Annotated in this window: 22 protein-coding genes and 4 tRNA genes; 8 read left to right on the top strand and 18 right to left on the bottom strand. The window is 60.3% G+C overall.

Annotated elements, in window-relative coordinates:
• Positions 1-112: 112 nt before the first annotated feature.
• The 12 genes from rplL to PO860_RS06520 form a co-directional block, all read right to left on the bottom strand.
• On the bottom strand, positions 113-490 hold the full coding sequence (rplL, locus tag PO860_RS06575; protein WP_028757409.1) for a 50S ribosomal protein L7/L12: 378 nt from the start codon (positions 488-490) through the stop codon (positions 113-115).
• A gap of 58 nt (positions 491-548) precedes the next feature.
• Positions 549-1,067: a 50S ribosomal protein L10 gene (gene rplJ / locus PO860_RS06570; RefSeq protein WP_028757410.1), complete on the bottom strand. Its 519-nt coding sequence runs from the start codon at positions 1,065-1,067 to the stop codon at positions 549-551.
• 329 nt (positions 1,068-1,396) lie between these two features.
• Positions 1,397-2,098, bottom strand: a complete 702-nt coding sequence (rplA, locus tag PO860_RS06565; protein WP_085736907.1) for a 50S ribosomal protein L1 — start codon at positions 2,096-2,098, stop codon at positions 1,397-1,399.
• A 4-nt stretch (positions 2,099-2,102) separates the two neighbouring features.
• On the bottom strand, positions 2,103-2,534 hold the full coding sequence (gene rplK, locus PO860_RS06560) for a 50S ribosomal protein L11 (RefSeq protein ID WP_047620024.1): 432 nt from the start codon (positions 2,532-2,534) through the stop codon (positions 2,103-2,105).
• A 176-nt stretch (positions 2,535-2,710) separates the two neighbouring features.
• Complete coding sequence (gene nusG, locus PO860_RS06555) at positions 2,711-3,241, bottom strand: transcription termination/antitermination protein NusG (protein ID WP_003547516.1); 531 nt, start codon at positions 3,239-3,241, stop codon at positions 2,711-2,713.
• Positions 3,242-3,258: 17 nt separating this feature from the next.
• Entirely contained in the window at positions 3,259-3,459 is a 201-nt protein-coding gene (gene secE, locus PO860_RS06550; protein ID WP_003547514.1) for a preprotein translocase subunit SecE, read from the bottom strand.
• A gap of 194 nt (positions 3,460-3,653) precedes the next feature.
• Positions 3,654-3,729: transfer RNA gene (locus PO860_RS06545), tRNA-Trp, on the bottom strand.
• Positions 3,730-3,908: 179 nt separating this feature from the next.
• The gene (locus PO860_RS06540; protein ID WP_183606570.1) at positions 3,909-4,802 is read right to left on the bottom strand and encodes an NAD-dependent epimerase/dehydratase family protein; all 894 of its coding nucleotides are present in this window, start codon (positions 4,800-4,802) and stop codon (positions 3,909-3,911) included.
• A gap of 199 nt (positions 4,803-5,001) precedes the next feature.
• Positions 5,002-5,136, bottom strand: coding sequence for a hypothetical protein (locus PO860_RS06535; RefSeq protein WP_272783439.1), 135 nt, complete (start codon positions 5,134-5,136; stop codon positions 5,002-5,004).
• Positions 5,137-5,340: 204 nt separating this feature from the next.
• Positions 5,341-6,516: an elongation factor Tu gene (tuf, locus tag PO860_RS06530; RefSeq protein ID WP_003573803.1), complete on the bottom strand. Its 1,176-nt coding sequence runs from the start codon at positions 6,514-6,516 to the stop codon at positions 5,341-5,343.
• A 335-nt stretch (positions 6,517-6,851) separates the two neighbouring features.
• Positions 6,852-6,925 (bottom strand) — tRNA-Gly (locus PO860_RS06525).
• 24 nt (positions 6,926-6,949) lie between these two features.
• A tRNA-Tyr gene (locus PO860_RS06520) sits at positions 6,950-7,034 on the bottom strand.
• A gap of 30 nt (positions 7,035-7,064) precedes the next feature.
• Here PO860_RS06520 and PO860_RS06515 point away from each other — a divergent pair.
• The 3 genes from PO860_RS06515 to PO860_RS06505 are packed head-to-tail and all read left to right on the top strand — an operon-like array spanning position 7,065 to position 8,845.
• Positions 7,065-7,241 carry a hypothetical protein gene (locus tag PO860_RS06515; protein ID WP_183606569.1) on the top strand — a complete coding sequence of 59 codons (177 nt, stop codon included), beginning with the start codon at positions 7,065-7,067 and terminating at the stop codon, positions 7,239-7,241.
• On the top strand, positions 7,238-8,128 hold the full coding sequence (rlmB, locus tag PO860_RS06510) for a 23S rRNA (guanosine(2251)-2'-O)-methyltransferase RlmB (protein ID WP_183606568.1): 891 nt from the start codon (positions 7,238-7,240) through the stop codon (positions 8,126-8,128). Before PO860_RS06515 ends, rlmB begins: the two co-directional genes overlap by 4 nt.
• Positions 8,129-8,152: 24 nt before the next feature.
• Positions 8,153-8,845 (top strand): AprI/Inh family metalloprotease inhibitor, encoded by a 693-nt coding sequence (locus PO860_RS06505; RefSeq protein WP_183606567.1) that lies wholly within the window; start codon positions 8,153-8,155, stop codon positions 8,843-8,845.
• A gap of 18 nt (positions 8,846-8,863) precedes the next feature.
• Here the strand turns inward: PO860_RS06505 and PO860_RS06500 are convergent, their stop codons facing one another.
• Positions 8,864-9,640 (bottom strand): hypothetical protein, encoded by a 777-nt coding sequence (locus tag PO860_RS06500; RefSeq protein ID WP_246718228.1) that lies wholly within the window; start codon positions 9,638-9,640, stop codon positions 8,864-8,866.
• Between the two features lie 169 nt (positions 9,641-9,809).
• On the opposite strand from PO860_RS06500, the gene PO860_RS06495 reads away from it, so the two are divergent.
• Both PO860_RS06495 and PO860_RS06490 read left to right on the top strand, forming a co-directional pair.
• Positions 9,810-9,968 carry a hypothetical protein gene (locus PO860_RS06495; RefSeq protein ID WP_179874082.1) on the top strand — a complete coding sequence of 53 codons (159 nt, stop codon included), beginning with the start codon at positions 9,810-9,812 and terminating at the stop codon, positions 9,966-9,968.
• Between the two features lie 64 nt (positions 9,969-10,032).
• Positions 10,033-10,170, top strand: a complete 138-nt coding sequence (locus PO860_RS06490) for a hypothetical protein (protein ID WP_183606566.1) — start codon at positions 10,033-10,035, stop codon at positions 10,168-10,170.
• Positions 10,171-10,201: 31 nt separating this feature from the next.
• Here the strand turns inward: PO860_RS06490 and PO860_RS06485 are convergent, their stop codons facing one another.
• Positions 10,202-10,597, bottom strand: a complete 396-nt coding sequence (locus PO860_RS06485; protein WP_183606565.1) for a hypothetical protein — start codon at positions 10,595-10,597, stop codon at positions 10,202-10,204.
• 142 nt (positions 10,598-10,739) lie between these two features.
• A tRNA-Thr gene (locus tag PO860_RS06480) sits at positions 10,740-10,815 on the bottom strand.
• Between the two features lie 155 nt (positions 10,816-10,970).
• Here PO860_RS06480 and PO860_RS06475 point away from each other — a divergent pair.
• Genes PO860_RS06475 through PO860_RS06465 form a run of 3 tightly spaced genes read left to right on the top strand, consistent with a single transcriptional unit; the run spans position 10,971 to position 13,312 of the window.
• Positions 10,971-11,744, top strand: coding sequence for an NAD kinase (locus PO860_RS06475; RefSeq protein WP_183606564.1), 774 nt, complete (start codon positions 10,971-10,973; stop codon positions 11,742-11,744).
• Positions 11,745-11,748: 4 nt separating this feature from the next.
• Positions 11,749-12,258, top strand: coding sequence for a hypothetical protein (locus PO860_RS06470; protein ID WP_183606563.1), 510 nt, complete (start codon positions 11,749-11,751; stop codon positions 12,256-12,258).
• A 34-nt stretch (positions 12,259-12,292) separates the two neighbouring features.
• Positions 12,293-13,312 (top strand): alpha/beta hydrolase family protein, encoded by a 1,020-nt coding sequence (locus PO860_RS06465; protein ID WP_183606562.1) that lies wholly within the window; start codon positions 12,293-12,295, stop codon positions 13,310-13,312.
• A 55-nt stretch (positions 13,313-13,367) separates the two neighbouring features.
• Here the strand turns inward: PO860_RS06465 and prfB are convergent.
• From prfB to PO860_RS06450, 3 genes are all read right to left on the bottom strand, one after another.
• Positions 13,368-14,499, bottom strand: a protein-coding gene (gene prfB / locus PO860_RS06460) for a peptide chain release factor 2 (protein WP_273884004.1) whose coding sequence is annotated in 2 segments (ribosomal slippage) — positions 13,368-14,429 and positions 14,431-14,499 — 1,131 coding nt in all. Because the reading frame shifts where the segments join, the coding sequence is not laid out codon by codon here.
• Positions 14,500-14,601: 102 nt separating this feature from the next.
• A complete protein-coding gene (locus tag PO860_RS06455; protein WP_273884006.1) occupies positions 14,602-17,061 on the bottom strand; it encodes a penicillin-binding protein 1A in 2,460 nt (819 codons plus the stop codon).
• 362 nt (positions 17,062-17,423) lie between these two features.
• Positions 17,424-18,680 carry an N-acetylmuramoyl-L-alanine amidase gene (locus tag PO860_RS06450; RefSeq protein WP_273884007.1) on the bottom strand — a complete coding sequence of 419 codons (1,257 nt, stop codon included), beginning with the start codon at positions 18,678-18,680 and terminating at the stop codon, positions 17,424-17,426.
• Positions 18,681-19,286: the final 606 nt, after the last annotated feature.

The raw sequence follows: 19,286 nt of genomic DNA, 5'->3' as shown, positions 1-19,286 counted from the left end.
CTTTTGAAGAACCCATTACCCAAAAGCCGGTTTGACGCGGCTTTTGGGTAATTCGTTCAGAAAAACGGCAAATGGGAGGCAGTCGAGACTGCCTCCCAAAAGCAATTCAAGATTACTTGACGTCGGCCTTGGCGCCAGCGTCTTCAAGCTTCTTCTTGATGTCAGCGGCTTCAGCCTTGTTGACGCCTTCCTTGACAGCCTTCGGAGCGGCCTCGACGAGGTCCTTGGCTTCCTTGAGGCCGAGACCGGTGATGGCGCGGACTTCCTTGATGACGTTGATCTTGTTGGCACCAGCGTCGACGAGGATGACGTCGAATTCGGTCTTTTCTTCTTCAACGACAGCCGGGCCAGCGCCGCCGGCAGCGGCAGCAACAGCTACCGGAGCAGCAGCGGAAACGCCCCACTTTTCTTCGAGAAGCTTCGACAGTTCTGCAGCTTCCAGAACGGTCAGCGAGGAGAGGTCGTCAACGATCTTTGCGAGATCAGCCATTTTACTAGTTCCTTTTGTTCGGTTCGAACCGGTTGATTATAAACAGCGAAAAACCGCCTTAAGCGGCTTCGTCCTTCTTGGCGTAGGCCGCGAACACACGCGCAAGCTGGCTTGCCGGTGCTGCAACAACCCCAGCGATGCGGGTAGCCGGTGTCTGGATCATGCCCAGCAGCTTCGCACGCAGCTCGTCGAGCGAAGGCAGGGTCGCAAGCGACTTGACTGCTTCGGCGTTGAGCGTGGTTGTTCCCATGGCACCGCCCAGAACAATGATCTTGTCATTGGTCTTGGCGAAATCCATGACGACCTTCGGAGCGGTGATCGGGTCATTGCTGTATGCAATCAGCGTCTGACCTTTGAAGAGATTGGTAATCCCTTCCGCTTCCGTACCCTGAAGGGCAATTTTGGCCAGGCGGTTCTTCGCGACTTTGACGGTACCGCCAGCTGCACGCATCTTCGAACGAAAATCGTTCATCTGCGCGACTGTGGCACCAGCATAGTGGGCCACGACAACCGAGCCCGAAGCCTTGAAGACTTCGTTCAGTTCCGTGACGAATTCGCGTTTTTCCGCTCTTTCCACTGCCTATCTCCAGTTGGCAGGACCGAAAACGGGCCTGCCGGGTTGCCTTTGCCTCCTGGGATCATGTGAGATCCCAAGCGACGCTTGAGGATCCTGTCCCCCCGCGCTCCGCGCCAATCAAGGCTAAAGAGGCACAAGGCATCCAAGGCTCGAACCGAGTTACGAGAAGCGAACTTCATGCAATTCGGGTCTTACCCGTCTCATGCAGGCCAAAGTGATTAAGGGAAAACCACCTGCAATCTCGGACAGGATTCCGGATTTCTCCGGAATATTCCGGCCCCTTGCGAGGCCGGAAATTCAGTCGCCGGGCTTTAAAGCCCGGCCATAACTTATGCAGTCGGAGCCGCGGTGACCGAGCCGACTTCGATCTTGACGCCCGGGCCCATGGTCGAGGAAATCGCCACGCGCTTGACGTAGTTGCCCTTGGCGCCAGCCGGCTTCGCCTTGATGACGGCGTCAGCGAAAGCGCGGATGTTTTCTTCCAGAGCCTTGGCGTCGAAAGAGGCCTTGCCGATGCCGGCATGGACGATGCCAGCCTTCTCGACGCGGAACTCGACGGCGCCGCCCTTGGAAGCCTTGACGGCTCCGGCGACGTCCATGGTGACGGTGCCGACCTTCGGGTTCGGCATCATGCCGCGCGGGCCGAGCACCTTACCGAGACGGCCGACGAGCGGCATCATGTCGGGGGTGGCGATGCAGCGATCGAATTCGATCTTGCCGCCCTGGACGATCTCGACGAGGTCTTCGGCGCCGACGACATCGGCACCGGCGGCCTTGGCTTCGTCAGCCTTGGCGCCACGAGCAAAGACCGCAACGCGAACCGTACGGCCCGTGCCGTTCGGCAGGTTGACGACGCCGCGAACCATCTGGTCCGCATGGCGCGGGTCGACACCGAGGTTCATCGAGACTTCGATGGTTTCGTCGAACTTGGCCACAGCCCGTTCCTTGACCATGCCGATGGCCAGGCTCAGAGCGTAGAGCTTGGTGGGATCAACACCTTCGTTGATCTTCTGCGTGCGCTTACCTGCCATGATCTTAACCCACCACTTCCAGGCCCATGGCGCGGGCAGAGCCCTCGATCATCGCCATTGCACCTTCGATATCCGCTGCGTTCAGATCCTTCATCTTGGCTTCTGCGATCGTCTTGATCTGAGCCTTGGTGAGGGAGCCGGCCTTGGCGCCCTTGCCAGGCGTCTTGGAACCGGACGTGATCTTCGCTTCCTTCTTCAGCCAGTAGCTGACCGGAGGCTGCTTCATCGCGAAGGTGAAGGACTTGTCCTGGTAATAGGTGATGACGACCGGGATCGGCATACCCTTTTCCATTTCCTGCGTGGCGGCATTGAACGCCTTGCAGAATTCCATGATGTTAATGCCACGCTGACCAAGCGCCGGACCAATCGGCGGGGACGGGTTTGCCGATCCTGCCTTGACCTGAAGCTTGAGCTGGCCTGCAACTTTCTTAGCCATATCTCTCTGCCTTTCATGAACGACCGGTCGCCCGGCCCGTGATGCCGGATCTCTCCGGCGGCTGCGGTTGCGTGGTGCGGATCATTAGGGTCCGGCTAAGACCCCTCACCTTCCACGCGGGTGCGGACAAGGTCCGCGGGAAACAGGCCGCAAGGGCCAGCTTCCAATCTCTGCAATCAGACCTTCTCGACCTGAGCGTATTCCAACTCGACCGGCGTTGCGCGGCCGAAGATCGACACTTCGACCTTCAGGCGTGAACGCTCTTCGTCCACATCCTGAACCGTGCCGTTGAACGAAGCGAACGGGCCATCCGAAACGCGAACCTGCTCGCCGATCTCGAAGGTAATGGAGGCCTTCGGCCGCTCGACACCTTCCTGGACCTGACCGAGAATGCGCTCGGCTTCATAATCCGGAATCGGAACCGGCTTATTGTCGGAACCGAGGAAACCCGTAACCTTCGGCGTATTCTTGATCAGGTGATAGGCTTCATCCGTCAGATTGGCGCGAACCATGACATAGCCCGGGAAGAACTTGCGCTCGGAATCGACCTTGCGGCCGCGACGCACTTCCACCACCTTTTCGGTCGGCACGAGGATCTTCTCGAACAGGTGCTCAAGCCCCTTCTGGCGAGCCTTGTTCTCGATGTCTTCAGCGACCTTCTTCTCAAAATTTGAATATGCGTGGACGATGTACCAACGTGCCGCCATTTTCATCTCCACCCGTATCAATTGCCGGTATTCAGCACGAAGCTCAGAGCCCAGCCGATCAGCTGGTCAGCGGCAAAGAAAAACAGCGCAGCGAAAACCACCATCACAAGCACCATAACCGTCGAGATCATCGTCTCGCGGCGCGACGGCCATGTAACTTTCGACGTCTCGGAGCGAACCTGCTGCAGAAACGCAAACGGATTGGATTTGGATGCCATCGACTGCCCACGCAATTACGGCGCGTAAAGCTGAAACTATCAGCCCCACGCACCGCGTGTCTGTTGAACCCTAAATAAACACCGATTTCCGAATACACAAGAGGGAAACCGAAGTTTAACGAAATTAGTTACCACCCATAATCCCTCGGCCGGAATGCCGCGAGCATGTCCGCGCTGTCCCGCATCAAGGAAAATGGCAGGGGCAGTAGGGCTCGAACCTACGACCTGCGGTTTTGGAGACCGCCGCTCTACCAACTGAGCTATACCCCTTCATACCGGTCATTCAGCGTCCGGGCCAAGACCCGCAAATCGCTGTTGAAAAGCATGGCGCTCCCTTTAGGACGACGACAGCGGATTGGCAAGCACGATTTTCGATTTTCAAAGCCATTCTGTGCATATGCGAGCGATCGACTTTTCATCGCGCCACCTCATTGCGCACCGGGCTCCGTTCAGACCTTCACATATTTCCGCCAATCGTGCTCTTCCTTAAAACCCAACACCTCGCGGATCTTGCGATTGGAGAGCAGACCTTCATATTCGCCGACCTCGCGGGTGAAGGGCACGTTCGGGAAGAATCGCTTCGCAAGCTCCTTCGACGGGGTATTGGCCGAGACGGTGTCGTTGGCCGCGTTGAAGACCTGATAGCCGAGACCGTCCTTTTCGATGCAGAGATGGCAGATCTGACCGAGGTCGCGGGCGTCGATATAGCTCCAGGCAATGCGCTTGCGCATCTCGGGATTGGCGAAAAAGGTGGGGAATCGCTCATATTCGTGCGGCTCGATGACGTTGCCGATACGCAACGCATAGATGTCGAAGCCCGAACGTTCGGCAAAGGCGCGGGCCGTCTTTTCATTGACCACCTTGGAAAGCCCGTAGGAATCCATCGGATTGACGTCGTAGTCCTCCTCCAGCGGGAACTGGTGGAAATCGCGATGGCCTTCGGCGAAGCAGACGCCGTATGTCGTCTCGCTCGATGCGACGATGATCTTCCTGATTCCGAGCTTCACCGCCGCCTCGATGACATTATAAGTGCCCATCGTGTTGATGCGGAAGGTTTCGTTGTCAGGCTTGATCAGGATGCGCGGGATGGCGGCGAAGTGTACGACGGCGTCGAAGGGCTGCACGCCCCTGCCCGCATCGAGATCGGGAAAATCGCGGTGCATCGAGAGCGCGTTGAAGACCTGGCCGCTATCGGTGATGTCGGCAATGAGATTGGTGACGCCGGGACTATCCAGCGGCACGAGATCGAGGTTGTGAACCTCGTAGCCTGCATTGACGAGCCACGGCACGGTATGGCGACCTGCCTTGCCCGAACCGCCCGTGAACAGAATTCGCTTCTTCATGGAATAATCCTCCGCGCCATGACATCGGAGGCATAGTTAGACGCTTCCGCGCGAAGAGCAAGCGAGCGTCCGGCAAGGGTTCACCCCCGCATCGCCAGGCGCACCCTATCCGGAGCACCTGGCCGATCAGTTCCGATCACCGCAAAAGCCTGCGATGCTCCGGAGTGTCGTCACTTGACGACACTTACCTCCAGCGGCGTCACTTGACGACGCTTAACTCGTCGATCTGCACTCCGGCTGCCTGAACAACCTCTTGCGGAATTGCAGCGATGAAAAACATCGTGAAAACATACATTGCGAATATCGTCGCAGCGAATGTGGCCTTTGGAATCATCCGGGCTCTCCTCTTTGCAAGAAGGAGTCTGGACTAAACTGGGCAATTCACAAACCGGTTTCTGAACGCTAGATGAACAAAATACTGTGACAGGCCCATTTAACGATATTTTTACAACACCTGTTAAGCCAACCGAGAGGCATCAAAACGAAAAAACCCCGCTGTTTCCAGCGGGGTTTTTCATGAATTGAAGGTAATCCAGGATTACTCGACGATCGAAGCAACGATACCGGCGCCGACGGTGCGGCCGCCTTCGCGGATCGCGAAGCGCAGCTTTTCTTCCATCGCGATCGGAACGATCAGCTCGACGGCAACCGTGACGTTGTCGCCAGGCATAACCATTTCCGTGCCTTCCGGCAGCGTCACGATGCCCGTCACGTCGGTCGTGCGGAAGTAGAACTGCGGACGGTAGTTGGTGAAGAACGGCGTATGACGGCCACCCTCTTCCTTCGTCAGGATGTAGGCTTCAGCCATGAACTTCTTGTGCGGCTTGACAGAGCCCGGCTTGCACAGGATCTGGCCACGCTCGACGCCGTCACGGTTCACACCGCGAACCAGAGCGCCGATGTTGTCGCCGGCCTGGCCCTGATCGAGCAGCTTGCGGAACATTTCAACGCCGGTCACCGTCGTCTTCGAGGTCGCACGGATGCCGACGATCTCGACTTCTTCGCCAACCTTGACGATGCCACGCTCGACGCGGCCGGTCACAACCGTACCGCGGCCCGAGATCGAGAACACGTCTTCGATCGGCATCAGGAACGGCTGGTCGATCGGGCGCTCAGGCGTCGGGATGTAGGCATCGACCGCAGCCATCAGCTCGCGGATCGCGTCTTCGCCGATCTTCTTGTCGCTGTCTTCAAGAGCAGCAAGCGCCGAACCCTTGACGACCGGGATATCGTCGCCCGGGAAGTCGTAGGACGACAGAAGTTCGCGAACTTCGAGCTCGACCAGTTCGAGAAGCTCGGCGTCGTCAACCTGGTCGACCTTGTTCAGGAACACCACGATCGCCGGAACGCCAACCTGGCGGGCCAGCAGAATGTGTTCGCGCGTCTGCGGCATCGGGCCGTCGGCGGCCGAGCACACCAGGATCGCGCCGTCCATCTGGGCAGCACCGGTGATCATGTTCTTGACGTAGTCGGCGTGGCCGGGGCAGTCGACGTGCGCATAGTGACGGGCCGGTGTCTCATATTCGACGTGCGCCGTCGAAATGGTGATGCCACGGGCCTTTTCTTCCGGAGCCGCGTCGATCTGATCGTACGCCTTGAACTCACCGAAGTACTTCGTGATCGCTGCCGTCAGAGACGTCTTGCCGTGGTCAACGTGGCCGATCGTGCCGATGTTGACGTGCGGCTTGTTGCGCTCAAACTTACTCTTTGCCATTTGAATGCTTCCTGTGAACGAAATAGTGGACCCCGGCGAACCGGTTTAGTGCCGCCGTTTAAGGCTTTCGGCGACATTGCGCAAGACTTAATTGCAGACGCCATTCTTGGTGTGACAGCGCATATGGGGGACAATTCGCAGCCTGCAAGGCGATTCGCCGAAGCCCCCTTCAAAAACGCTGAAATCCTTGGAGAAAATCGCGTGGACTGCCGGAGACGAGCCACAGGCGCCCCGGGGCCGAGCGCCCTCGCCTGCCGCTATTGCCAGCCTCTTCCAAAACAGGTGCATGCGGAATTGTCGCGGCGGCGCCGGGTATGAATGGGGCTTGGGAAAACTGGAGCGGGTAGCGGGAATCGAACCCGCGTATTCAGCTTGGAAGGCTGCTGCTCTACCATTGAGCTATACCCGCGGGATGGTCCGATCCGATGACGAATGGTGGAGAGAGTTGGATTTGAACCAACGTAGGCTGAGCCAACGGATTTACAGTCCGTCCCCTTTAACCACTCGGGCATCTCTCCAGTTTTTCGTCCGGATCTAGAAGACCAAGTTTGTCAGACTTCGAAGCGTTGCCGCCTGTCGTCTGCGCCGCGTATATGACCGGAGCATTTCAGTCTGTCAACACGATGACAACGGAAAAAACACGAAAAATTTCATTCTTCGCCGAAAGCCGGCACATGAAAGAAAGCCTATGCGGCGGCGAGCCGCGTGGCTATAAAGCCGCATGAGCAAAGACAAGAAATCCGGCGGCAAGCCCGCGACAGACCCATCCGCCAAGGATACGCATTACGCCACGCTGCGGCGCGCGCACCGTGACGCCAAGCGCGAACGCGGCGAGATTCCGACACCTCAGCCGCAGAAGCGCAGGCGTGGGGGCGAGGACTGGAAGCCGCCGGCGCTGGCGCCCGATCAGGTGCATCTCTACGGCCTGCATACGGTGCGCGCCGCCCTCGACAATCCCGAGCGCAAGAAGATCAAGCTGTTTACGACGCAGAACGCGCTGGCACGGCTCGAAGTCGACTTGGAAACGCTCGGTATTCCCTTCGAGATCGTCTCGCCGCAGGAGATCGATAAGGTGCTCGGCCCCGAGGCGATCCATCAGGGCGTCATGCTGGAGACGCGGCCGCTGCCGGTCCGCCGGCTCGAAGCGCTGAAGGACAGCCCTCTCCTGCTCGTCCTCGATCAGGTCACCGATCCGCACAATGTCGGCGCGATCATGCGCTCGGCCGTTGCCTTCAATGCCGGCGCCGTCATCACCACTCAGAGACATAGCCCGACCGAATCCGGCGTGCTCGCCAAATCCGCCTCCGGCGCACTGGAACTCATCCCTTATATACAGGTCACCAATCTCGCCGATGCGCTCGGCGAATTGCATAAGCTCGGCTTCTCCACCATCGGCCTCGATTCGGAAGGACCGGCCCCGCTCGAAGGCACCTTCTCCGGCGAGAAGCTGGCGTTGGTGCTCGGTTCCGAGGGCAAGGGCCTGCGGCAGAAGACGCGGGAAACCGTCAACGCCCTTGCCCGTCTCGATATGCCGGGCGCGATCAAATCGCTCAACGTCTCGAATGCGGCGGCGATCGCGCTGTATGCGGCGCGGCTCCACCTGAAGGCATAGGCTGGCTGCGGCAAAGGGAATGTCATGATCCGTCTCATCCCTCGACTCACGGCTTCGGCAGCGGTGTTGCTTACCTGCGGACTGGCATACGGCCAGGATATCGATTCCGATATTCTCAAAGCGCAGGCCGGAACCTATCTCATTGCCCCGGAAAACGGCCAAGCCGGATGCCGGATGACGCTGCAAACCGATCAGACGATCGGCGGCTATTCGCTCTCCGGCCAGGACGCCTGCAGCAAGCCGCTGCCTTCGCTTGCCGAAGCCTATGCCTGGAATTTCGACGGCAATGGCGGCGTCATCCTGATCGATGCGACGCGCAAGGTGCTTGCCCGTTTCATTGAGAACGAGGGCTCGCCGATGAAGACGCAAGACGGTACGCCGCTTTTGCTGATATCAGCACCCGATGGCGTCGATCATCTGCCGAGCTTCGACAGCCTGGCCGGAACATGGACGATGCAAAGGCCGGACGGCGAAAGGCTCTGCGGCGTGACGCTCGATGGCCATGCCGATGCGCAGGGCAATGCGCCGCTGTCACTTTCGGGGGACTGCGCCGCCAATGTCGCTAAGCTGAAGCTCGCGGTCTGGCATATCGACGGTTTCGGGCTGACGCTGATGAGTCAGGACGGTTCGTCGCTTGGCTTTACCATGCGCGCCGACGGCAATTTCGACAAGTCGAAGGAGGAAGGCGGCAAACCGCTTTCGCTGGTGCGCCGCTAATCCCAGAGTCTTTTCTGATCAGTCGGGCGTCCCGCAAGTGGTTCGTCCATCCATGGACCGGCGAGTCGTTTCGCCCGCCGCATAGGCAACCTCGACAGGGTAGACGATCACGCTCGGCAGTTTCTCGATTTCGCTGGCGTGATCGGGGCTGCGCTTCATTTCCGCCTTGTAGGCTGCGGCGCAATCCGGCAGTTGCGTCAGTGACAGGCCGATGTCGGCCGCAATCGCCTTGGCGCAGGCAGTATCGAGATAGAGCGAACACGAAGCGGTGTAGACGCGGCGGAAATCGAGAGTCAGCTCCCCCTTCCCGCTCCTGATCGCGGTAAAATTATCGCCCTCGAAGGAATCATCCAGCAGCCGCTCGCCCGTCGCCGCGTCGTAGACGACGAAGGGCAGCCCGCCGTTCCATCCATCCGCCGCGCGGAAGAAGACGAAGCCGCCGCTGACGCCCATGAGGTAACCGGCAGTATCGTCGTCGATCACCCGCTCGCGGTCGCCGGCGCGCTCACAGGGCGCATCGGCGGCCAGCAGCGCCAGCCTTTCGGCGCCGACCTCGCCGAGATCGACCTCCTTGACCATGAAGGTGGGATAGCGGCTGCAGGTGATCTTCGGCTTTGCATCGGGATTGAGTTCGTCCTTCGGCAGCGCGACGACATCCACTTTCACCGGCCTGTCGAAAGGGGCTGGTGTTTCGGACGCTCCGGCGCAGGAAATCAGTGCCGCAAGGATAATCGACGTGGTGATCGTCCGCTTCATGAGAGTTCCCGCCTCCGAATCCTTCGGTATCTCTGGCATGGTTCGATCCCTTGCGACAGAGGGAAAACCGGTGCCGGCAAAGCCGCCGCAGCGCCTGCCCGATGCCGGAGAAATCCACTTTTGCCTTGGAAAGACCTTCCGGAACACTATGATCGGGCGATGAACGGTTGCAGCGACCGGTCAGAAGCAAGAAGGAACCATCCCCATCATGGCCATTCGACCGCTGATTTTCGGTATCCTCTTTGTCTCGGTCTTCGTCGTGATTATTCTCAGTATCATCTGGGTGGACACCTCGCATCCCATCCACCAGCCCGATCCCCTGTCGCCGACGGCGCCCGGCGCCGCGCAGCCGGGACCAGTGCAATAACCCCGGCAGGAACGCGGACCGCAATCACGCGTTAATCCCGGAATCGAACGAGGATTGAACGCCTATGCGCATAATGATCGCCGTCGTCGCCTTCATGATCGTCTCTGTGCTCAGCATCGCGATGATGTCGCCGTCGGGCGCCGGACAGACCGGCAATGGCGACAGGATCGAAGCAAGCGTCAACGAACCCGTCACGCATTGAAAAAAGGCCCGGATGATCCGGGCCTTTATCGTCAGCCGCGGTAGAGCCAGAACGGGATGCCGCGATCGTAATCACGCCACTCGCGACGTTCCTGCCAACGCTCGGCACGCCACCGCCGCCAATGACGGCGGTCATCGCGCCAATCGGAGCGGCGCCAATCGCGCTCATCGCGCCAGCCACCGTCATCACGGTCGTCGCGGTCGCGATCCCGTCGCCAGCCATCACGAACTTGAATGATATCGCCCTGCGCCGTCACCGCGGGCCGCTCGGCCGGCATGGCCGCTGCCGGAGCGACGGAAGCGAAAGCCGCACCGACGGATATGGTTGCGGCGAGAAAGAGATGTGCGAGCTTCATGGCTGTTTCCTCATTGATGATGAGGCGAAGATAGGCGGATGCGGCTGAATTGGCGCTGAAGCAACCCTTCACGCGCGGTTCATCAAGCGATACTTGCTATTTGAAAAAATCTGCCGAGTGCGATCAAGCGACAACGTCGAACCTGGAGAAAGCGGTGTGCCTCCGCTTAGCTGCGCCCTCCGGCTTGCCGAGCCAAAGCTCACGGAGCGTAGGCTGGTGCCCCCGCCAGGGTTCGAACCCGGGACCCCCTGATTACAAATCAGGTGCTCTACCAACTGAGCTACAAGGGCAATAATTGCCCAACTAGCAGATTCTATGATTCTGTAAAGGAAAATTCGTGTCTGTGTGGAGGTCGGCTGGCCCTCAAAAGGCTTGGCTAGAGAAAACGGCCTTGTCGCGCCAGCCCTTTATCCTTTAGCTAGAGCAGCATCACAAAGGGCATTGCATGGGCCGTTCATTTCAGACGCTTTCCTTTCTCGCCTCACCCACGACGGAGGCGCTTGCCGCGCGCGAGGAGTTGATTCGCATCTATGGCGACGTCCCCGCTGATGAAGCCGATGTCATCGTCGCGCTCGGCGGCGACGGTTTCATGCTGCAGACGCTGCACCACACCATGAACTCCGGCAAGCTGGTTTACGGCATGAATCGCGGTTCGGTCGGCTTCCTGATGAACGATTATCGCAGCGAACACCTTCAGGAGCGAATCTGCCTCGCCGTCGAAAACGTCTTTCACCCATTGCAGATGACGACGGCCAACGCCGACGGCACCAATTCGACGGCGCTCGCCATCAACGAGGTCTATCTTTTCCGGCAGTCCTATCAGGCGGCCAATTTGAGGGTCACGATAGACGGGCGCGTGCGCCTGGAGGAACTGATCTGCGACGGGCTGATGGTGGCGACCCCTGCCGGGTCGACGGCCTATAATCTTTCCGCCCATGGCCCGATCCTGCCACTCGAGGCGCCGCTACTCGCCATGACGCCGGTCAGTGCTTTCCGGCCGCGGCGCTGGAGGGGCGCACTGCTTCCGAACAGGGTGACCGTCGATATCGACGTCCTCGAACCGGTGAAGCGGCCGGTGAACGCGGTGGCCGACAATACCGAGGTCAAATCGGTGCTGCATGTCCGCATCGCCCAGTCGGAGCATATGACGGCGCGCATCCTTTCCGATCCCGACCGCTCCTGGTCCGACCGTATTCTTGCCGAGCAGTTCAAGGATTGAGACAATGGCAATGCGTCTGACATTGATGACCACCGTATTTCTCATCGGGTGGTCGGCCGCAGCCTTACCGGCGCAGGACGCCATCCTGCCGGCATCGGTGATTTTCGCGACCAGCACCGGCTACTGGCAGGACGACGGCAACGCACCTGATGTCGAGCGGGCGCCCGGGGGCGCCGAGAGCGTTGCCAACCCCGAGGTAAAGGCCACGCAGCGCCACGGCTATTACAAGCTCTTTGCCGTCCGCCAGGCGGACAGGACCTCGAAGGTCTATCTGCAGCAGATTGCCCAGACCGACACCGGCCCGGCGATCACCTCGACCGTCGAGCTGCAGGAGATCAGCGATCTCAAGCCTTACGTAACGGATATACGCCCCGAGAATTCGAACGGCATCATCAAGGAGCCGGGGCTGTTCGCCACGATCTATCTGAAGACCGACCCTGCCGCCGAGCCGGATGGCTGGACCGTGCTGATCGATGAATTCGGTGACATCACCGTGGAGAAGGCGACGAATTGAACGGCCGGGAGCTGTTCGGAGAGGCATCCAGGCGATGAAACTCGGCTTTCGCGACGGCGTCCTCTACGACGAGAACAGGTCGAACTGGGACGCAGACGGCCCCAGACCCATCAGCTGGTCGCTGTGGTATCCCACTGCCGATGACGCGCGGGAAAGCGATACGGCGGAAAGAAGCTGGTTCCAGAAGGCGGCGATCGCTCGCGATGCACCCATTCGGCCGGCGGCCAGACCCTATCCCTTGGTACTTCTGTCGCACGGCACGGGCGGATCTGCGGCCGGGCTGGAGTGGCTGGCGCGACGCCTGGTCGATCGCGGGTTTGCCGCGCTCGGCGTCAGCCATCACGGCAATACCGGCATCGAGCCCTATCGCGCTGAAGGCTTCGCCTGTCTTTGGGAGCGGGCGCCGGATCTGAGCTACATGCTCGACCGGCATGATGACTGGCTCGGCGATCTCTCCGGCCATATCGATACGACGCGTGTGTTTGCCGCCGGATTTTCGGCCGGAGCCTATAGCGTGATGCTGCTGCTTGGCGCCGTCGCCCGGTTCTCTCAGTTCGAACCGTCCAGGATGAAGCCGGGTGGCGCACGCGGACCAAGGGAATTTCCTGACCTTGCCGATCATATCCCCACACTGCTTCGCACCAGCGAGGTGTTTCGTGATTCATGGTCGCGCATGTCGAAATCGTACCGGGACGAGAGAATCAAGGCCGCGCTCGTCTGCGCGCCGGGGCGATCGGTTCTCGGATTCAGCGAGGAAAGCCTGAAAGCCGTCGAGGCGCCCGCCCTTATCCTGGTCGGCGATGCCGACAGGGCGGCACCGGCTGAGGAATGTTCGGCATGGCTGCATGCGCGGCTCAAGCGCAGCGCACTTAAAATCTTCGGCGGCGGCCTTGGACATTATGTCTTCGTGCCGGAGGGCTCGGCGCTTGGCCTCGCCTTTGCGGCAGAACTCTTTACCGATCCTCCGGGGATCGAGCGCGCCGCCGTTCATGACGAGATTGCCGATCTGTCGGCAGCGCTGTTTGAGGACATGGACATCAGCGCAATGGTCTGAGCAAAAGAAAAGCCCCGTTTCCGGGGCTTTTGCGTCTCGATCCTGCGGCACCTTATCAGTCGACATCCTCGACGACCGCGTCGGCGGCGCCGCTGATGCGGTGGGCAAGGGCTGCTTCCATGAACTCGTTCAGATCGCCGTCGAGAACGTCGTCCGGGGCGCTGCTGGCGACACCGGTGCGCAGGTCCTTGACCAACTGGTAGGGCTGCAGCACGTAGGAGCGGATCTGGTGGCCCCAGCCGATATCCGTCTTGGAGGCGGCTTCGGCGTTGGCGGCGTCCTCGCGCTTCTTCAATTCCGCTTCGTACATGCGGGCGCGCAGCATGTCCCAGGCCTTGGCGCGGTTCTTGTGCTGCGAACGCTCCTGCTGGCACTGCACGACAATGCCGGTCGGGATATGCGTGATCCGCACGGCCGAGTCGGTGGTGTTGACGTGCTGGCCGCCGGCGCCCGACGAACGATAGGTATCGATGCGGCAGTCGCTTTCATTGATCTCGATCTGGATCGAGTCGTCGACGACGGGATAGACCCAGATCGACGAGAAGGAGGTATGGCGACGCGCGTTGCTGTCGTAGGGCGAGATGCGCACCAGCCGGTGCACGCCCGATTCCGTCTTCAGCCAGCCATAGGCATTGTGGCCCTTGACGAGCAGGGTCGCCGATTTGATTCCCGCCTCTTCGCCGTCATGGACTTCGAGAAGCTCGACCTTGAAACGCTGACGTTCGGCCCAGCGGGTATACATGCGCAGCAGCATGTTCGCCCAGTCCTGGCTTTCGGTGCCGCCGGCACCGGAATGCACTTCGAGATAGGTGTCGTTGCTATCGGCTTCACCGGAGAGCATGGCTTCCACCTGGCGGCGGGCGGCTTCGGCCTTCAAGGCCTTCAGCGTGTCCTCGGCTTCCTTAACGACGCTCTGGTCGCCCTCTTCCTCGCCGAGCTCGATCAGCTCGATATTGTCGTTCAGCTGCTGTTCAAGCTGCTTGACGCCGCTGATGCCGTCATCGAGCTGCTGGCGCTCGCGCATCAGCTTCTGCGCTTCGGAAGCGTCGTTCCAGAGGTTCGGGTCCTCTGCCTTGTTGTTCAACCAGTCCAGTCGTCTTATCGCCTGGTCCCAGTCAAAGATGCCTCCTCAGCAGGGTGATAGCCTGCTTGGTTTCATCGACCACGTTTTCGATTTCGGCTCGCATTTTCCTGCTTCTCTGTCTCGGTCTTCTTCAGGTGCTGGTGACATAGAGACGCCCGCCGCGGATGTAAAGGGTCGCGGCGGGCGTCGAAAAATTCGGCGAAGGTCAGAACAGGCCCGGCGTACCGGTCTGGACGGCCTGGTTGGCCTGCGGCGAGGTCTTCAGGATCTCTTCCGGCGCCATGGTGCTGTCCATGCCGATGACGGAGAAGCTGTCGGCCGGGCCGGTGCCGGGCTTGAAGGCCTCGACAATGGTGTTCGGATCGCCGTCCGCGGCGGCCATGCCGGTCTTGCGGTCAATCGAAATCAGGTTCATGCCCGGCGGGATGACGAATTTCGATTCCGGCGCATCCTTGACGGCAGCCTGCATGAATTCGTTGAAGATCGGGGCGGAGAGAACGCCGCCGGTGCCGCCGCGGCCGAGCGGGGCCGGCGTATCGAAGCCCATATAGAGGCCGGCGACCAGATCCGGCGTGAAGCCAACGAACCAGGCATCCTTCTCGTCGTTGGTGGTGCCGGTCTTACCGGCGACGTCGCGGCCGCCGAGATCGATCTTGCCGGCAGCCGTGCCGCGCTGGATGACGCCCTGCATCATCGAAGTGATCTGGTAGGCGGTCATCGGGTCGAGAACGGTTTCGCGGTTGTCGACGACGTTGGGCTCTTCCTGGTTCTGCCAGTCACCGGCATTGCAGCCCTCGCAGAGACGCTCCTCATGTTTGAAGATCGTCTTGCCGTAGCGGTCCTGGATGCGGTCGATCAAGGTCGGCTTGATCTGCTTGCCGCCATTGGCGATGACCGAATAGGCCGAGACCATGCGCAACACCGTCGTGTCGCCGGCGCCGAGCGACATGGAGAGAACCGGCAGCATGTGATCGTAGATGCCGAAGCGCTCGGCATATTCGGCGACGATGTTCATACCGAGATCGTTGGCGAGGCGCACCGTCATCAGGTTGCGCGAATGCTCGATGCCCGAGCGCAGCGTCGACGGGCCACCGACTTCGCCGCCGTAGTTTTCCGGCTTCCAGACCTGGCCGCCCGAGACGATCTCGATCGGCGCGTCCATGATGACGGAAGCCGGCGTATAGCCATTGTCCATCGCCGCGGCATAGACGAAGGGCTTGAACGAGGAGCCCGGCTGGCGCATCGCCTGAGTGGCGCGGTTGAATTCGGACTGCGAATAGGAGAAGCCGCCGACCATGGCGAGCACGCGGCCGGTCTTCGGGTCCATGGCGACCAGGCCGCCCTGTACCTTCGGCGGCTGCTGCAGGCGATAGGAGGTCGACGCGTCGTCGCCGAGCTTTGCGACGTAGACCACGTCGCCAGGGGCGACGGCGCCGACCGGCGATTTCGTGGTCTTGCGGGCGCCGTCGGACGAACGGAAAGCCCACTGCATGTTCTTGGCGTCGATGGTGCCGCGTTGACGCTCGGCTGAAACCTTGCCGCTTCCATCCTTGGCCGGCTGCAGGCCGATGTCGACGGTGGTGTCGGACACGGCGAGCACGACGGCAAGCCGCCATTCCGGCACGTCGGAGAGTGCGGGAATATCGGCAAGCGCCTTGCCCCAGTCACCGCTTGCATCGATCTGCTTGATCGGGCCGTGGAAACCGCGGCGCTCGTCATAGGTGACAAGGCCGTCCTGCAGCGCCTTGCGGGCAGCCAGCTGCATCTGCGGATCGAGCGACGTGCGCACCGAAAGGCCGCCCTCATAGAGGACCTTTTCGCCATATTGGTCGATCAGCTGGCGACGCACCGCTTCGGCGAAATAGTCCGAAGCGAAAAGCGAGGGGCCGGTCGAGCGGGCGGTGACGCCCAGCGGCTGCTTCTTGGCTTCCACGCCGTCGCTCTGGCTGACATAGCCGTTCTCGACCATGCGGTCGATGACCCAGTTGCGGCGCTCGAGCGCAGCCTCCGGATGGCGGAAGGGATGGTAATTGGCGGGCCCCTTCGGCAGCGAGGCGAGATAGGCCGCCTCGGCGACGGTCAGTTCTGTCACGGATTTGTTGAAATAGGTGAGTGCGGCGCCGGCGATGCCGTAGGAATTCATGCCGAAGAAAATCTCGTTCAGGTAGAGTTCGAGGATCTTGTCCTTGCTGTAGGCCTGCTCGATCCGGAAGGAAAGGATCGCTTCCTTGATCTTGCGGTCGATCGTCTGGTCCGAGCTCAAAAGGAAGTTCTTGGCCACCTGCTGGGTGATGGTGGAGGCGCCGACCGGGCGGCGGCCGGAGCCGAAATTCTGCAGGTTGACGAGGATTGCGCGGCCGAGACCGGTTAGGTCGACACCCGGATGATTGTAGAAATTCTTGTCTTCGGCCGAAAGGAAAGCGGCCTTCACGCGGTCGGGAATGGCCTGGATCGGCAGGAAGAGGCGCTTTTCCTTGGCATATTCGGCCATCAGTGCACCGTTGCCGGCGTGGACACGGGTGGTTACCGGCGGCGCATAGCTGTTCAGAACGGCATAGTCCGGAAGATCCTTCGCAACATTGGCGAGATAGATGGCAATACCCGCCGCCGCGACCAGAAACAGGACGCAGGCCATTCCGAAGAAATATCCAAGAAGTCTAACCATATTTTCAGCTACCGGTCTCTTCGATCTTCAATCGGCGCGGACGCAACGATTGCATAGATCAAGGCAATTTGCACGTTGCGCGCGGCTTACTCCATGAGCGCTACCGCCACAAGCCGTTTCCGCGCCTCAGGCTATGAAACATAAGCCGGAGTAACGGCGCGAATGTGAGGAAAATAGGGCCCTCCCCGCCGCATTCACCGCTATATCAGCGTTTCATCAGCAGTGTCACATACAAGCAACGCCCCTTCCCGCCGCCAATCTGAAGCACTTTGCTCGGGACTTGATTCATACGACGCGCCTAAGTGTTTGTTTTCTGGGTAAACCACCGTCCCAAGGCCGCTCGGAATTCCGGGCGGCAGGCATCAGCCGCCATTCGCCATGACGCCCGTGCGGTATCGCTTCACGGCGTCGGTCAGGAGATCGGCGATCTTGCCGCGCCAGGTCTCGTCGAGCAGCAGTTTCTCATCATCGGCGTTCGAGAGGAAGCCGAGTTCGAGAAGAATCGACGGCACATCAGGTGCCTGCAGCACGCGGAAGCCGGCATGGCGATGCGGATTGTTGATGGTGCCGACCTGATCCCTGAAGGAATTCAGCACGCTCTCGGCGAGCGAAATCGAGAAGGCCTGCGTCTCGCGCCGTGTCAGGTCGAGCAGGATATCGGCGACCTCGGGCGGCTCGGTGACCGTCTCCTTGCCGGCGATCTGGTCGGAGAGATTTTCGCGTTCAGCAAGGTCGGCTGCAAGTTTGTCGGAGGCCTTGTCAGAGATCGTATAGACGGTCGAGCCACGGATATCCTTCTGCTTCAGCGTATCGGCGTGCAGTGAAATAAACAGGCCGGCATGGTTCTGGCGGGCAATCAGCACGCGCTGCGACAGCGACAGGAACTCGTCATCCTCACGCGTCAGGAAAGCCTTGATCCCCGGCTCCTTGTTCAGCCGGTGGGTCAAAGCCTTGGCGAAGGCGAGCGTCACCTGCTTTTCCTCGGTCTTGGTGTCGACGCCGATCGCACCGGTATCGATGCCGCCATGGCCGGCGTCGACGGCGATGACGAAATCGCCGGGGGCGGCTTTCTCGGGTGCCGGAATGGCACTCGTCGTCTGGGCCGCCTCAGTCCGGTCGCTCCAGGATTGCGTCTTCACCAGTTCGGCAAAGGCCTGCTTGTCGATCATCTCCGCATCGAGCACGAGACGATGCCCCTTGCCGGCCTCGTCGGCCTGCACCTTGGCGAGCGCCAGCTTCACCGGCCCTGCCGTCGTCAGCACGATGCGGGCGCTTTCCTCGTCCATCTTGCCGTAACGGATATCCTTGAACAGGCCACGGGCGGCGAGATCCTTGGCCGGAAAGCCGAAGGCGGTCGCCGGCAGGTCGATGACGATGCGTTCCGGATTGGCGATATAGTGGACGGAGAAGCGCGGCTCGCGATCGAAATCGATGACGATGCGCGTTCGTGCGTCGTCGCCGACGATGCGCGCGCCATAGGCAAGCAGCGGATCGCTGGCCTCGACGGAGCCAGCGACGGCTGGCAGGAGACTAACGGCCAGAAACGCCGTCAGAACCCGCCTTGCGAATGTCGATCGCCAACCCGCAGATTTCGCCGTGATCCGAGCCCTCTTAAACAATAAACCGCCACACCCTATCTGTACTGCGATGGAGCCGCCGCGGCCGCGTCGATCGTCGCTGTGACGAAACACACGTTGCGGCCTGCCGAATCGCGATCACTTTATCCCCAGCTTCTATGCGTTCTGAAATCCATCAATATTATGGCACATTTGGCTTTTCCCTTGCTATTGTGACACAGAAAACATACAACGAATTTTAGGGTAAAGTGTTGACGGGATAGAGTCGCCGCAAAGGCTGCCAGCCAGATCAGGACCTGGCGCCACACCGGTCATCGTCCGCCGTCTCATGCGCTTCATCCCTAGAACTGGATCCTGATTTTCCGGCTTATTGTCGGAATTCATTGGTGGATCAGCCACCACGCTCTCAGGGAGCAAACTCATCGGACCCGAACGGGTCTTCGTATTTGTCGATCACGCTTGGTTGTTGATGGTTTCGCAGCAGGTTTTATCTGAAGTGTACAGGCCCCGGACCGACATGGTTCCGGCTGCGGTCTGGCTGCTGCCCTCCCCCTCGCATCAGGCGCGACTTTCATTATCCGGCGCGGCTACAGTGGACCGCATTCTTTCTGTTTCAACAGCAGTCGGGAATGCGCTCTTGCGGCCACG

It is taken from the genome of Rhizobium binxianense, assembly GCF_028994275.1.
GTDB lineage: Bacteria > Pseudomonadota > Alphaproteobacteria > Rhizobiales > Rhizobiaceae > Rhizobium > Rhizobium binxianense.
Note: the sequence above shows the minus strand (reverse complement) of the source record. Positions and strands in the feature narration are given on the sequence as shown.